Annotated in this window: 10 protein-coding genes and 1 riboswitch; of the genes, 5 read left to right on the plus strand and 5 right to left on the minus strand. The window is 66.0% G+C overall.

Annotated elements, in window-relative coordinates:
* The first annotated feature begins 158 nt into the window (after positions 1-158).
* Both recA and ACVWW6_RS22540 read left to right on the plus strand, forming a co-directional pair.
* The gene (gene recA, locus ACVWW6_RS22535; RefSeq protein WP_011088499.1) at positions 159-1,247 is read left to right on the plus strand and encodes a recombinase RecA; all 1,089 of its coding nucleotides are present in this window, start codon (positions 159-161) and stop codon (positions 1,245-1,247) included.
* A 50-nt stretch (positions 1,248-1,297) separates the two neighbouring features.
* The gene (locus ACVWW6_RS22540) at positions 1,298-2,347 is read left to right on the plus strand and encodes a hypothetical protein (protein WP_456681395.1); all 1,050 of its coding nucleotides are present in this window, start codon (positions 1,298-1,300) and stop codon (positions 2,345-2,347) included.
* A 138-nt stretch (positions 2,348-2,485) separates the two neighbouring features.
* Here the strand turns inward: ACVWW6_RS22540 and gcvP are convergent, their stop codons facing one another.
* The 3 genes from gcvP to gcvT all read right to left on the minus strand — a co-directional run bounded on the left by gcvP (position 2,486) and on the right by gcvT (position 7,037).
* A complete protein-coding gene (gene gcvP / locus ACVWW6_RS22545; RefSeq protein WP_456683173.1) occupies positions 2,486-5,350 on the minus strand; it encodes an aminomethyl-transferring glycine dehydrogenase in 2,865 nt (954 codons plus the stop codon).
* Positions 5,351-5,511: 161 nt separating this feature from the next.
* Positions 5,512-5,880 carry a glycine cleavage system protein GcvH gene (gene gcvH / locus ACVWW6_RS22550; protein WP_011088496.1) on the minus strand — a complete coding sequence of 123 codons (369 nt, stop codon included), beginning with the start codon at positions 5,878-5,880 and terminating at the stop codon, positions 5,512-5,514.
* An 11-nt stretch (positions 5,881-5,891) separates the two neighbouring features.
* On the minus strand, positions 5,892-7,037 hold the full coding sequence (gcvT, locus tag ACVWW6_RS22555) for a glycine cleavage system aminomethyltransferase GcvT (protein ID WP_456681396.1): 1,146 nt from the start codon (positions 7,035-7,037) through the stop codon (positions 5,892-5,894).
* Between the two features lie 146 nt (positions 7,038-7,183).
* Positions 7,184-7,274: riboswitch (glycine riboswitch) on the minus strand.
* Positions 7,275-7,505: 231 nt separating this feature from the next.
* Here gcvT and alaS point away from each other — a divergent pair.
* Together alaS and ACVWW6_RS22565 are read left to right on the plus strand one after the other, a co-directional pair.
* On the plus strand, positions 7,506-10,184 hold the full coding sequence (gene alaS, locus ACVWW6_RS22560; RefSeq protein ID WP_456681397.1) for an alanine--tRNA ligase: 2,679 nt from the start codon (positions 7,506-7,508) through the stop codon (positions 10,182-10,184).
* A gap of 4 nt (positions 10,185-10,188) precedes the next feature.
* Positions 10,189-11,415: a cyclic nucleotide-gated ion channel gene (locus ACVWW6_RS22565; RefSeq protein ID WP_456681398.1), complete on the plus strand. Its 1,227-nt coding sequence runs from the start codon at positions 10,189-10,191 to the stop codon at positions 11,413-11,415.
* 4 nt (positions 11,416-11,419) lie between these two features.
* Here the strand turns inward: ACVWW6_RS22565 and ACVWW6_RS22570 are convergent, their stop codons facing one another.
* Positions 11,420-11,920, minus strand: a complete 501-nt coding sequence (locus ACVWW6_RS22570) for a DUF3455 domain-containing protein (protein ID WP_028173349.1) — start codon at positions 11,918-11,920, stop codon at positions 11,420-11,422.
* Between the two features lie 97 nt (positions 11,921-12,017).
* On the minus strand, positions 12,018-13,232 hold the full coding sequence (locus tag ACVWW6_RS22575; RefSeq protein WP_011088491.1) for an NADP-dependent isocitrate dehydrogenase: 1,215 nt from the start codon (positions 13,230-13,232) through the stop codon (positions 12,018-12,020).
* A 337-nt stretch (positions 13,233-13,569) separates the two neighbouring features.
* Here ACVWW6_RS22575 and ACVWW6_RS22580 point away from each other — a divergent pair, with 337 nt between their 5' ends.
* On the plus strand, positions 13,570-14,766 hold the full coding sequence (locus ACVWW6_RS22580; protein WP_060908162.1) for a TrmJ/YjtD family RNA methyltransferase: 1,197 nt from the start codon (positions 13,570-13,572) through the stop codon (positions 14,764-14,766).
* The last annotated feature ends 154 nt before the right edge of the window (positions 14,767-14,920 follow it).

A 14,920-nucleotide genomic window follows, 5' to 3' on the forward strand; every position in this document is an offset into this window, starting at 1 on the left:
CAGCTTAGGACACTGGGGGTTAAATACGGACAGTACCGAAGTCCGCAAAAGAACATATTGCGAACCAGGAACAAATAGGGTACATTGCTTTTATCGCCGGCCCGCCTCGCCAATCGTTTGTCCCCCTAGCGAATCCTCGCCATAAGGAGCACGACCCAATGTCCGCAACTGCCCTGCGTATCGTCGAAGGATCTTCCATGGACAAGAGTAAAGCTCTGGCCGCCGCGCTCTCCCAGATCGAGCGCCAGTTCGGCAAGGGCTCGGTGATGAAGCTCGGCAAGAACGACCGGTCGATGGATGTCGAGGCGGTGTCCTCCGGTTCCCTCGGGCTCGACATTGCGCTCGGCATCGGCGGCCTGCCGAAGGGGCGCGTCGTGGAAATCTACGGGCCGGAATCCTCGGGCAAGACCACGCTGGCGCTGCACACGGTGGCGGAAGCGCAGAAGAAGGGCGGCATCTGTGCCTTCATCGACGCCGAGCACGCGCTCGACCCGGTCTATGCGCGCAAGCTGGGCGTCAACATCGACGAGCTGCTGATTTCGCAGCCGGACACCGGCGAGCAGGCGCTGGAAATCTGCGACACGCTGGTGCGCTCGGGTGCGGTGGACGTTCTGGTGGTCGATTCGGTCGCGGCGCTGGTGCCGAAGGCCGAGCTCGAGGGCGAGATGGGCGATGCGCTGCCGGGACTTCAAGCGCGGTTGATGAGCCAGGCGCTGCGCAAGCTGACGGCGTCCATCAACAAGTCCCACACCATGGTGATCTTCATCAACCAGATCCGCATGAAGATCGGTGTGATGTATGGCTCACCGGAGACCACCACCGGCGGCAACGCGCTGAAGTTCTACGCCTCCGTCCGCCTCGACATCCGCCGCATCGGCGCGATCAAGGAGCGCGACGAAGTGGTCGGCAACACCACGCGCGTCAAGGTGGTGAAGAACAAGCTGGCGCCGCCCTTCAAGCAGGTCGAGTTCGACATCATGTACGGCGAGGGCGTTTCCAAGATGGGCGAGATCCTCGATCTCGGCGTCAAGGCCGGCATCGTCGAAAAGTCCGGCGCCTGGTTCTCCTATGACAGCCAGCGCCTCGGCCAGGGCCGCGAGAACTCGAAAGCGTTCCTGAAGGCCAACCCCGACATCACCGCCAAGATCGAGACCGCGATCCGCCAGAACTCCGGCCTGATCGCCGAGCAGATTCTGGCCGGCACCCCTGAGCGCGACGCCGACGGCGAGGAGCCGGCGGACGAGTAAGTCTTAACGCGGAGAGTTTTTCGCGAGGAGCGGGCACTGAGGACGTTGAGTTGCCGACGTCTTCGGGGCCCGTTTCGTTTTGCGTGGGGGCGGGCGCATCGACGATGAAGCGTATGATCCTGACCAGTTCATCCGGCGTCGGTCTCACCTACGCGGACCGCGCCGACATGGTTGTTCCGCTCATCTTTCGGTTCGTGTCGGGGCCGCTGCCGACGTCGCATCACCTCCAGGCCTATCTCACGGGAGGCTCTTTCAGAGGCGATCCGGAGGTGCGTTGGTCCGATCTTGTTGCCCGGTCTCCCGACACTGGTCTCGCGCACAAGGAGCTCCCGCTGGTTTGGTTCTGCGAGACCTATGGCGTCGAGCTCATCGAGCTGTGGTTTGATCCCAGCCCGAACAATCAATTGCAGTTGGTCTGGATCCTCGATTATCTCCGCGCCGAACCCTACATGGCCGAGCGCCTGAAATTGCGACTGGTCGATTTCGATTTGCTCGGAGCAGACGTCGCGGGGCTTCGCGAGCGTACCGTGCGGGCGCTCGATGTGACGGAGCGCGACTTCGAGGTCGCCCGCATGGCTTGGGAGGCCTACCGGGCGCCAACGCCGGAGTTCTGTTCCGGATTGCTCGGCAGGGATTTCCCCAGGCTACCCTTCCTGAAGCCGGCGATGGAAGAATTGCTGGCAGAACTGCCGTCACCAATCACCGGACTGGGTGCGACGGAAGCGCGGCTTCTCGAATTGATTGCGAGGGGACACAACCGTACCAGGGAGCTGTTTCAGCCGGGCGGCCTGCTCGAAACACGTGTGTACGACCAGTGGGAGCTCGGCCCTTTGCTCGAAGGGCTTGCGTCCGGTCCGATGCCGGCGGTCGCCGGTCTCGATCCGAAGCTCGCGACGCTTGCCCCGCACGATGCGCGAGGTCGCAACGCCGCCTTTCGCCGGAGCCGGCTGTTGCTGACGGAGTTCGGCAAAGCGGTGCTTGCGGGCCGGGAAGACTTCCGCAGCCACAATCCGATCCGGCGCTGGTGGGGCGGCACGCTTCTGACCAACGAACGGCTCTGGCGCTGGGACGGGCAAAGTCGTTCGCTGGTGGCGCCTTAAGCTAGGTTGTAGGATGGGTAGAGGGCAGAGCCGTAAGGTGGGCAAAGGCGCGCGAGAGCCGTGCCCACCATATCTCAATGTGCACAAATGTGGTGGGCACGCTCTGCTTTGCCCACCCTACGAAACTTCCGTCGCGTCTTACTCCGCCGCTTCCGCGTAGTCGCTCACCGGTGGGCACGAGCACACCAAATTGCGGTCGCCATAGACGTTGTCGACGCGTCCGACCGGGCTCCAGTATTTGTCGGTGCGCGAGACGCCGTCGGGGAAGCAGCCCTCGGCACGGCTATAGGCGCGGGCCCACGCATCGTCCGCGATGTCGTGCACGGTGTGCGGGGCGTGGCGCAAGGGCGAGGCCTCGATCTTGAAGCGGCCGGCCTCGACCTCGGCGATCTCCTTCCGGATCGCGATCATGGCGTCGCAGAAGCGATCCAGCTCCGCCTTCGATTCCGATTCGGTCGGCTCGATCATCAGCGTGCCCGGCACCGGGAAGCTCATGGTCGGCGCGTGGAAGCCGTAATCGATCAGCCGTTTGGCGATGTCGTCCACGGTGACGCCGCTGGTCGTCTTCAGCGCACGCGGATCGACGATGCACTCATGCGCGACGCGGCCCCTCGCGTTCTTGTAGAGCACCGGGAAATGCGCATCGAGCCGTGCGGCGATGTAGTTGGCGTTGAGGATTGCGATCTCGGTGGCGCGCTTCAGGCCTTCGCCGCCCATCATCAGGATGTAGATGTAGGAGATGGTCAGGATCGAGGCCGAGCCGAACGGCGCGGCCGAGACCGGGCCGACCGGTGCGTCGCCTCGCGTCGCCGGATGGCCCGGCAGGAACGGGGCGAGATGCGCCTTCACGCCGATCGGGCCCATGCCCGGGCCGCCGCCGCCATGCGGGATGCAGAAGGTCTTGTGCAGATTGAGGTGGCTGACGTCGGCGCCGTAATCGCCGGGCCGGGACAGGCCGACCTGCGCGTTGAGGTTGGCGCCGTCGAGATACACTTGGCCGCCATGGCCGTGGACGATGTCGCAGATCTCGCTTATGTGCTCCTCGAACACGCCGTGGGTCGAGGGATAGGTGATCATGACCGCGGCGAGGTCATTCGCATGCTTGTCGGCCTTGGCGCGGAGATCGTTGACGTCGACGTCGCCGTTCTTCTCGCAGGCGACCACCACGACGTCCATGCCGACCATCGCGGCCGAGGCCGGGTTGGTGCCGTGGGCGGAGGAGGGGATCAGGCAGATCTTGCGATGGGCCTCACCGCGCGCGGCATGATAGCCGCGAATGGCGAGCAGCCCGGCATATTCGCCCTGCGCGCCGGAATTCGGCTGCAGCGAGATCGCGTCATAGCCGGTGATGTCGCACAGCCACTTCTCCAGCCGCGCGAACAGCGCGTGATAGCCCTTGGCCTGCTCGCGCGGGACGAACGGGTGCAGGCTGCCGAATTCCGGCCAGGTCAGCGGCATCATCTCGGTGGTCGCGTTCAGCTTCATCGTGCAGGAGCCGAGCGGGATCATGGCGCGGTCGAGCGCGAGGTCGCGGTCGCTGAGCTTGCGCATGTAGCGCAGCATCTCGGTCTCCGAGCGATGCGCGTGGAACACCGGGTGGGTGAGGAACGCGGTCGTGCGCTTCAGCGCCTCCGGCAGCGCCTCGCGCGTGGTCGCGTCCAACTCGGCGTAAGCGAGCTGGCCGCCGAAGGCGCGCCAGACCGCCTCGACGGTCGCGGGCGTGGTGGTCTCGTCGAGCGCGATGCGCAGCGCGGTTTCACCGACGCCGAGATTGATCTTCTCGGCCGCCGCGCGCGCGACGATCTCGGCGCGTTTGGCGCCGGCATCGACGCTGAGCGTGTCAAAGAAGCTGTCGGAGTGCGGCGCAAAGCCGAGCTTGCGCAGGCCCGCGGCGAGCACCGCAGCGCGGCGATGCACCTGGCGCGCGATCTGCGAAAGCCCCTCGGGGCCGTGATAGACCGCATACATCGCGGCGATCACGGCGAGCAGCACCTGCGCGGTGCAGATGTTGGAGGTCGCCTTCTCGCGGCGGATGTGCTGCTCGCGGGTCTGCAGCGCGAGGCGATAGGCCGGCATCCCGCGCGAATCCACGGAGAGGCCGACGATGCGGCCGGGCAGCGAACGCTTCAGCGCATCGCGCACCGCCATATAGGCCGCGTGCGGTCCGCCATAGCCCATCGGCACGCCGAAGCGCTGCGCCGAACCGATGGCGATGTCGGCACCGAGCTCGCCGGGCGAGGCGAGCAGTGTCAGTGCCAGCAGGTCGGCGGCAACGATCGCAAGTGCGCCCTTGGCCTTCAACGCCGCGATTGCGGGCCTGAGGTCGCGCAATGCGCCCGATGAGCCCGGATATTGCAGCAGCGCGCCGAGCACGTCGGCCTTGTCGAGATCGGTGAGGGGATCGCCGACGATCAAATTCCAACCCAGCGGCTGGGCGCGAGTGCGCATCACAGCCAGCGTCTGCGGATGCACGTCCTTGTCGACGAAGAAGGCCTTTGCTTCGACCCGCGAGTGCCGCTCCGCCAGCGCCATCGCCTCGGCGGCCGCGGTGGCCTCGTCGAGCAGCGAGGCGTTGGCGACGTCGAGCCCGGTGAGGTCGCAGATCATGGTCTGGAAGTTGAACAGCGCCTCCAGCCGGCCCTGGCTGATCTCGGGCTGGTAGGGCGTGTAGGCCGTGTACCAGGCCGGATTCTCCAGGATGTTGCGCTGGATCACCGCAGGCAGGATCGTGCCGGAATAGCCTTGGCCGATCAGCGAGGTGAAGACCTGGTTTTGGGCAGCGAGCTCGCCCATATGCGCGATCGCCTCGGTCTCGCTCAGCGGCTTGCCGAGATCGAGCGGGGCGGCCTGCCGGATCGAGGCCGGCAGCGTCTCCGCCATCAGCGCGTCGACGCTTTTGGCGCCGACGGTCTCCAGCATCGCGGCGACGTCGCGCGCCGACGGGCCGATGTGGCGGCGAGCGAAATTGGTGGTGTCGCCGTTGGATTTGCGGTGCGCGGTCATCATGGGTCCTCGCTTTAGGTCATCTGTCGCTGTCATCGTCCGCGAAGGCGGACGATCCAGTAAACGCAGGCGTTCGTGATTGAGCCGATGGGCCGCGGCGTACTGGATCACCCGCCTTCGCGGGTGATGACACCGAATGTGAGGTCAGAGTTCGCTTCATCTCACGCCGTGTGGGCCTTGTAGGCGGCTTCATCCATGAGGCCGCCGAGTTCGCTCTTGTCGGCAATCTTGATCTTGAAGAACCAGGCCTTGCCTTGTGCATCCGAGTTCACCAGCGCCGGCTCGGCGGCGAGCGCATCGTTGGTCTCGAGCACCTCGCCCGTCACAGGCGCGTAGACGTCGGAGGCCGCCTTCACGGACTCCACCACGGCGGCGGCTTCCGCCTTCTTCAGCGCGCGGCCGAGCTTGGGCAGCTCGATGAACACGACGTCGCCGAGCTGCGACTGCGCGTAGTCGGTGATCCCGACGGTGGCGACATCGCCCTCGATGGCGAGCCATTCATGGTCGGAGGTGTACAGCGTCGTGGTCATTTCTGAAGTCCTCAGCGTTTGTAGGTGTTTTTCACGAAGGGCATGGCGGCGACCGTGAGCGGCAGCCGCTGGCCGCGCACCTCGGCGAACAGGCTCGTGCCGAGCGCGCTCGATGCGGTGGGCACGTAACCCATCGCGACCGGCGCGTTCAGGCTCGGGCCGAAGCCGCCCGATGTGACTTGTCCGATCGGCTCGGCGGATGCGCTATCAGCAAACAGCAGCGCGCCCTCGCGCACCGGCGCGCGGCCTTGCGCGCGCAGGCCGACGCGGCGGCGGGCCGCACCCTGGTCGAAATGAGCGAGAATCTTCTCGGCGCCGGGGAAACCACCCGCGCGCGCGCCGCCGCTGCGGCGGCTCTTCTGCACCGACCATTCCAGCGCGGCCTCGACCGGCGTGGTGGCGGTGTCGATGTCGTGGCCGTAGAGGCAGAGCCCGCCTTCCAGCCGCAGGCTGTCGCGGGCGCCGAGCCCGATCGGCATCACGTCGGGGTTTTCCAGCAGCGTTTTGGCCAGACGCTCGGCGTCCGCAGCGGGAACCGAAATCTCGAACCCGTCCTCGCCGGTGTAGCCGGAGCGCGAGACGAAGCACTTGATGCCGGCGACCTCATGCGGACCGGCGTCCATGAACTTCATGGACGGCGCCTCTGCACAGAATTTCGCCAGCACCGCTTCCGCCTTCGGACCCTGCAGCGCGATCAGCGCGCGGTCGGCCAGCGAATCGATGACGCAGTCGTCCGAGAGATGCGCGCGCAGATGCGCCTCGTCCTCTGCCTTGCAGGCGGCGTTGACGACCAGGAACAGGTGGTCGCCGAAATTGGCGACCATCAGGTCGTCGAGAATGCCGCCATCGGCATTGGTGAACTGGGCGTAGCGCTGCCTTCCCGGCGCAATCGCGACGATATCCTGCGGCACCAGCCGTTCCAGCGCGTGGGCGGCGTCCTCGACCCTGCCGGATTTCGGCCGCAGCGCGATCTGGCCCATGTGGGAGACGTCGAACAGGCCGGCCTGGCTGCGGGTATGGAGGTGTTCCTTCAGCACGCCAGCGGGGTACTGCACGGGCATGTCATAGCCCGCGAACGGCACCATCTTGCCCCCGAGGGACACATGAAGGTCGTAGAGGGGCGTACGTTTCAGGGAGTCTTGGTCGTGAGCTAGCATCACAGGGGGCCCTCGGCGGTTCCCCGGGGACGATTCCCCGAGCCAACCAGTCGAAGCCCCATCTGTCGCTGTGCCTGAGAGTATTATCCCGTCGGCGGACGCTGTCCGAGCCTCAAGCTCGTCGGCGCCTCTTTCCAGATGCTGTCAAAGCCACGCGGTCCTTTTGCCTGAGAGTTTCCGGGGCGGTTGCTCCTTCGGCGCCGGCTGCCTAAAGCCGGTCTCTCCCGACGTGGCCGTACGATACAGATGGGTACAGACCACAGGCCAGCCAAGCCTGTCAACGCGGCCTTTGCGTCTTTCAACGGGATTGCAACGGGATTGAGCGCCTGCGGCAACCCTCTGATCTCTCTGCACAGTTTCTGGACAGCGAAGCTGGCCTTGTCTAAAAGCGCTTTGACCCGCAGATATCAGCCTTAATTTCCGGTTTGGACGGCGGTCGCGGGTCCGAACACACCCGATTGGATGAACATGAGCGGCGTCAACGAGATCAGGTCGACCTTTCTGAACTTCTTTGCCGAGAACGGCCACGAGATCGTGCCGTCCTCGCCACTGGTGCCGCGCAACGACCCCACGTTGATGTTCACCAATGCCGGCATGGTGCAGTTCAAGAACGTCTTCACCGGCGTCGAGAAGCGGCCCTATCAGCGCGCCACCACCTCGCAGAAATGCGTGCGCGCCGGCGGCAAGCACAACGACCTCGACAATGTCGGCTACACCGCGCGCCATCTCACCTTCTTCGAGATGCTCGGCAACTTCTCGTTCGGCGACTATTTCAAGGAGCGCGCGATCGAGCTCGCCTGGAAGCTGATCACGAAGGACTTTGGGCTCAACAAGGACAAGCTGCTCGTCACCGTCTACCACACTGACGACGAGGCGCATGGGCTGTGGAAGAAGATCGCGGGCTTCTCCGACGACCGCATCATCCGCATCCCGACCTCGGACAATTTCTGGGCGATGGGCGACACCGGGCCGTGCGGCCCGTGCTCGGAGATCTTCATCGATCGCGGCGAGCACATCTGGGGCGGACCTCCGGGCTCGCCGGAAGAGGACGGCGACCGCTTCCTCGAATTCTGGAATCTCGTGTTCATGCAGTACGAGCAGGTGACGAAGGAGGAGCGCGTGGATCTGCCGCGTCCCTCGATCGACACCGGCATGGGCCTCGAGCGCATGGCCTGCATCATGCAGGGCGTCGACAGCGTGTTCGAGACCGACCTGTTCCGTCACTTGATCGACGCGACGGCCTCCGCGCTCGGCAGCGGGCCGAACGAGCAGACCGTGGCCTCGTTCCGCGTCATCGCCGACCACTTACGCTCCTCGGCCTTCCTCGTCTCCGACGGCGTGCTGCCCTCCAATGAAGGCCGCGGCTACGTGCTGCGCCGGATCATGCGCCGCGCGATGCGCCATGCGCAGCTGCTGGGTGCGAAAGAGCCGCTGATGCATCGGCTGGTCTGGGCGCTGGTCCGCGAGATGGGCCAGGCCTATCCGGAGCTGATGCGCGCGGAGAAGCTGATCGAGGAAACGCTGCGGCTGGAAGAGACGCGTTTCCGCAAGACGCTGACGCGCGGCCTCGCCATCCTCGACGAGAAGAGCGCTTCGTTGAAGAAGGGCGACATGTTCGACGGCGACGTCGCCTTCACGCTCTACGACACCTACGGCTTCCCGCTCGACCTGACGCAGGACGCGCTGAAGTCGCGCGGCATCGGCGTGGACCAGTCCGCCTTCACCGATGCGATGGAGCGCCAGAAAGCCAAGGCGCGCGAGTCCTGGAAGGGCTCCGGCGAGGCGGCTTCCGAAGCGATCTGGTTCCCGCTGCGCGAGAAGCTCGGCGCCACCGAATTCCTCGGCTACGAGACCGAGAGCGCCGAAGGCGTGGTCTCCGCGCTGGTCAAGGACGGCCAGGAAGTCGCCAGCCTCAAGGCCGGCGAGACCGGCGCGCTGGTGCTCAACCAGACACCGTTCTACGCGGAGTCCGGCGGCCAGGTCGGCGACACCGGTGTGCTGCTCGGGGAGGGCGGCGTCAAATTCCGCGTCACCGACACGCAGAAGAAGCTCGGCGATCTTTTCGTCCACGTCGGCACGGTCGAGAGCGGCGAGCTGAAGCTCGGCACCGCGCTGCAGCTCGAGGTCGATCATTCGCGCCGCTCCTCGATCCGCGCCCATCACTCGGCGACGCATCTCATCCACGAGGCGCTGCGCCAGGTGCTCGGCGACCACATCGCCCAGCGCGGCTCGATGGTCGCGCCGGACCGGCTGCGCTTCGACTTCGTGCATCCGAAGCCGATCACGGCGGAGGAGCTTGCCCGCGTCGAGGACATCGCCAACGACGTGGTGCTGGAGAACGACGAGGTCACGACCCGCGTCATGGGCGTCGATGAAGCTCGTGAGGCCGGGGCGCGCGCGCTGTTCGGCGAGAAATACGGCGACGAGGTCCGCGTCGTCTCGATGGGCAGGACCGCGCGCGAACGCGGCGCCAACGCGCTCGGCTGGTCGGTCGAGCTCTGCGGCGGCACCCATGTGCGGCGCACCGGCGACATCGGCCTGATCACGCTGACCGGTGAGAGCGCGGTCGCCTCGGGCGTGCGCCGCATCGAGGCGCTGACGGGCAACTACGCGCGCAAGCACGCCAACGACACCATGGCGCTGGCGAAGACCGCGGCGAACGAGCTGCGCACCTCGATCGACGACGTGCCGGCGCGCATCACCGCGCTGATGGAGGAGCGCAAGAAGCTCGAGCGAGAGCTTTCCGACGCCCGCAAGAAGCTCGCGATGGGCGGCGGTGCTGCCGCCAGCAATGGCGCAGCCTCCGGCGTGCGCGAGGTCGGCGACGTCAAGCTGATGGCGCGTGCGGTCGAGGGCATCGAGATGAAGGATCTCAAGAGCCTCGCGGACGACGGCAAGAAGCAGATCGGCTCCGGCGTGGTCGCCATCGTCGGCGTCACCGGGGACGGCAAGGCCGGAATCGTGGTGGGCGTCACCGCCGATCTCACCGCGCGCTTCAACGCCGTGAACCTCGTGCGTGTCGCCTCCGAAGCGCTCGGCGGCAAGGGCGGCGGCGGCCGCCCCGACATGGCGCAGGCCGGTGGCCCCGACGGTGCCAAGGCGCCCGAGGCGCTTGCGGCGATCGAAAAAGCCATGGCGGGCGCGTGAGGCCGTGGGCCTCGTTCCGCGAGGACGTGGGCTTCGCGACCCCAATTTAAGGGATCGCCTCTACGAATTGCTGGAGCACGATCCGCTGGCCTATTCGGTCGGGTCGCGCTTCATCCAGCTGATCATCGGCGTCATCGTGCTCGACGTGGTCGCGATGGTCCTCGCCTCGGTGCCGGATCTGGACGCGCAGTTCGGCGCGCTGTTCTCGGCGATCAAGGTCTTCGCCGTGATCGTGTTCGCGCTGGAATATGCCGCGCGGCTGTGGACGGTGGCCGGACACACCCAGCGCAAGGCGTCCGCGCTGTCCGACCGGCTCTCTTATGCCTTCTCCGCGCTCGGCATCATCGACCTCATGGCGTTCCTGCCCGCGGCAATCGTGCTCGCCACGGGCCGGCATGCGACGCTGGCGGCGCTCGGCGTGCTGCCGTTCTTCAAGCTGATCCGCTATTCGCCGGCAATGCGCTCGCTGCTCGCCGCCGTGCACGCCGAGCGGCGCGCGCTGATCGGCTGCATCGTCATCCTGATCGGCGTGGTCCTGACCTTCGCCTCGCTGCTCTACGCCATCGAGCGCGACGTGCAGCCGGACAAGCTCGGCACCATCCCGCAGGCGATGTGGTGGGCGATCGTGACGCTCGGCACCGTCGGCTATGGCGACGTCGTGCCGGTGACGGCGCTCGGCAAGTTCGTCTCGGTGTTCGCGATCATCTCAGGCTTTGCCATGATCGCGCTGCCGGTCGCGATCATCTCGACGGCCTTCGCGGAAGAGGTGAAGCGGCGCGACTTCGTCGTCACCTGGGGCATGCTGGCGCGGGTGCCGCTGTTCTCGCATTTGTCGGCCTCGGAGATCGCCGACATCATGCGGCTCTTGCGGGCGCGCACCATCGAGCAGGGCGAGATCCTGGTGCGGCGGGGCGATGCCGCCACGTCGATGTATTTCATCACCGCCGGCGAGGTCGAGATCGCGCTGCCGAGCCAGAATGTGCGGCTCACCGACGGCACTTTCTTCGGCGAGATCGCGCTGCTGCACAAGACCAAGCGCAGCGGCACGGTGACGGCGACGCGCAAGACCCGGCTGCTGGTGCTCGACGCCCAGGATTTCCACGCCCTGATCGAGCGCATGCCGACGCTCGCGGCCCACGTCCACAAGACCGCGAAGGCGCGGCTGGAAGAGACCGGCGATCTCGCTGCGGCGGAACTGGCCCAGGCCGAGCGCGAGGGCACCGACCGCTGAGCGGTCAGCCCTTCTTCAGGAAAACATAGTCCGCCGAGTACGGCGCGCTTTTGAACTCGCCGGCCTTGTCGCAAGACCCCTCGAGCTTGCCGCCATGGGTGTTGATGCGCTGGACGGTGGTGACCGGCGTCAGGACGCCGCTGCCGCGGCGGGAGGCGACCTCCAGCTTCAGCCAGGGGATGTCGGCGCCCGTGGCGCCCGGCGCGTTGCCGATGGCCTTGCCGACCACGGCGCTGCTGTCGGCAAGCTCCCAGCTCGGACCGGCATAGTGATGGCCGATCGTCTTGCCCTCGGAGAGAAGCGTCGCGATCGGCTCGCGGAAGGCCCAGGCGAGCTTGCCGTCGGCGCCCGCCTTGCACTCGTAGACCTGCGCACCCTCGGCGTGGACGCTGAGCACGACGGTCTCGCCCGGCGCGGCGATGGCCTCGGGAAGCGTCTCCGCAGCCCCGGCCGGTCCGATCAGGGCCGCGAGCATCAGGGTGGGGGCGGCAAGCTTGCTGAACATGGCGGTCTCCGCAAAGGGTTTCAAAAAACAAACGGGCCGCGCTCAAAGGCGCGGCCCGTGATGATGTCCGGCCCAGTCGGGCGAAATTGCGGTCGGCTTACGCCGCCATCGCCTTGGTGAGGTTCTCCGCGACTTTGTCGAGGAAGCCGGTGGTCGAGAGCCAGCGCTGGTCGGCACCGACCAGCAGCGCGAGGTCCTTGGTCATGTAGCCGGCCTCGACGGTGTCGACGCAGACCTTCTCGAGGGTGTTCGCGAACTTGGCGAGCTCGGCGTTGTTGTCGAGCTTGGCGCGGTGGGCGAGGCCACGGGTCCAGGCGAAGATCGACGCGATCGAGTTGGTCGAGGTCTCCTTGCCCTTCTGGTGCTCGCGGTAGTGGCGGGTCACCGTGCCGTGGGCGGCTTCCGCTTCCACGGTCTTGCCGTCCGGGGTGAGCAGCACCGAGGTCATCAGGCCGAGCGAGCCGTAGCCCTGCGCGACCGTGTCGGACTGCACGTCGCCGTCGTAGTTCTTGCAGGCCCAGACATAGCCGCCGGACCATTTCAGCGCCGAGGCCACCATGTCGTCGATCAGGCGGTGCTCGTAGGTCAGGCCCTTGGCCTCGAATTCCTTCTTGAACTCGCGGTCGTAGATGTCCTGGAAGATGTCCTTGAAGCGACCGTCATAGACCTTCAGAATCGTGTTCTTGGTCGAGAGATAGACCGGGTAGTTGCGCAGCAGGCCGTAGTTCAGCGAGGCGCGGGCGAAGTCGATGATGGAGTCGTCGAGATTGTACATCTCCATGGCGACGCCGGCGCCGGGGGCCTTGAACACTTCCTTCTCGATCACGGTGCCGTCCTCGCCGACGAACTTCATCGAGAGGGTGCCCTTGCCCGGGAACTTGAAATCGGTGGCGCGGTACTGGTCGCCATAGGCGTGGCGGCCGATGATGATCGGCTTGGTCCAGCCGGGAACCAGGCGCGGCACGTTCTTGCAGATGATCGGCTCGCGGAAGATCACGCCGCCGAGGATGTTGCGGATGGTGCCGTTCGGCGACTTCCACATCTGCTTGAGGTTGAACTCCTTCACCCGGGCCTCGTCAGGGGTGATGGTGGCGCACTTGACGCCGACGCCGACCTTCTTGATGGCCTCGGCGGCGTCGATGGTCACCTGATCGTTGGTGTGGTCGCGGTATTCCATCCCCAGGTCGAAATACATCAGCTCGACATCCAGGAACGGGGTGATCAGCTTGTCCTTGATGTACTGCCAGATGATCCGGGTCATCTCGTCGCCATCGAGTTCGACGACGGGATTGGATACCTTGATTTTTGCCATGATCGGGGAAGCCTCTTGGGAACGGCGCTATTGGCGCGCCACGGGAATATCCGCCGCCTCTTAGCACCGCCGCGCGGCGGGCGAAAGCCAAGGGATTATGCACTTTTAGCTCATCCAGCTTCCCCAGATGGGGGGCGGGGAGCGGCCCGCCGGCGGGGGCCGGCCTGAGGCTTCAGAAGAGATTCAAAAGTCGAATCCAAGTCGTTATTTCCCTTGAGAATTTCGTCAGGACAGGCAAACGACAGGCGGCAGGGCGCGCCGGCTGGCGGCGGGCCTTGAATCAATTCCTGAGAGCGCCTTGCCAAGGCCTTGAGACGAAGAGTGAAAGCGAAACGAGATGTCGGGGACTGACAAGAGCAAGGCGGGTCTTTCCCTCGACGGTCCGATCGTGATCCTGGTCGAGCCGCAGCTTGGCGAAAACATCGGCATGGCCGCGCGCGCCATGGGCAACTTCGCCCTGAGCCGCTTGCGCATCGTCAACCCCCGCGACGGCTGGCCCAACATCGCCGCCCAGCGCGCCGCCGCCGGCGCCGACTATATTCTGGAAAAGGTCGAATTGTTCGACACGGTCGGTGAGGCCGTCGCCGATCTCGACCTGCTGTTCGCCACCACCGCGCGCCCCCATGACCAGGCCAAGCCGGTGGTGGGTCCGGAAGCCGCAGCGGCCGAGATCTCCGGACACGTCGCGACCGGGGGCAAGGCCGGTATCCTGTTCGGCCGCGAGCGCTGGGGGCTGACCAACGAGGAGGTCGGCCTCGCCAACCGCATCATCACCTTCCCGGTCAATCCGGGCTTCGCCTCGCTCAACCTCGCCCAGGCCGTGCTGCTGATCGGCTATGAATGGTTCAAGCTGGCGACATCCGGCGAGCTGCCGCACGCCATGCCGGAGCGCTCCGAGCGCGCCTCGCAGCACCAGATGCAGGCCTTCTTCGACAATCTCGTGCGCGAGCTCGATAAGGTCGAGTTCCTGCGGCCGGCCGAGAAGCGCGACACCATGCTGGTCAACCTGCGCAACATCTTCAGCCGGATGGAGCCGACCAAGCAGGACATGCACACCCTCCATGGCGTCGTCATGGCGATCGCGGAGGGGCGCAAGGGCCCGGCCAAGGGCGGCGTGCTCGACGGCGAGCAGGCAACCCGCCTGCGCGCGCTCTTGGCCGAGCACGGCCAGGGCGGCGGTGTCCCCGACAGCGGATCGACCGTGCGCGGGCTCGCCCGCCTGCTCCGCCGAAACCCGACCGATGCCGAGCGGCTGCTCTGGCAGGCCCTGACCCGCGACCGCCGCTTCGCAGGCCAGTTCAAGCGCCAGACCCCGGTCGGCCGCCACATCCCGGACTTCGTCTCGTTCCCGCACCGGATCGCGATCGAGTTGGTGAACCCGGGCGAGGGCGAGACGATCGCGGCGGACCGGGCGGGCCGGCGGACGTGGCTCGAGGCGCGCGACTATCGCGTGCTGGAGATCCGGGCGGCGGATGTGGAGCGGGATCTGGAGAGTGGCCTTACGGTTCTCCAGTCCATGATGTCCAAGACCTGAAGTACCCAAGACTTATCCACCACGGCCCATGCCTCAGCGGGCTGAACTGTTCCGAAATCCAGCTTTTGCCTTTCCGTCCACGGACAAGCGGCTAAGATTGTCGGGCTTGTTCACCTCATTCGCTGGTTGTGGGGGCGCCTGTGCTTTTTCGAAA

It is taken from the genome of Bradyrhizobium sp. USDA 3311, from assembly GCF_054062495.1.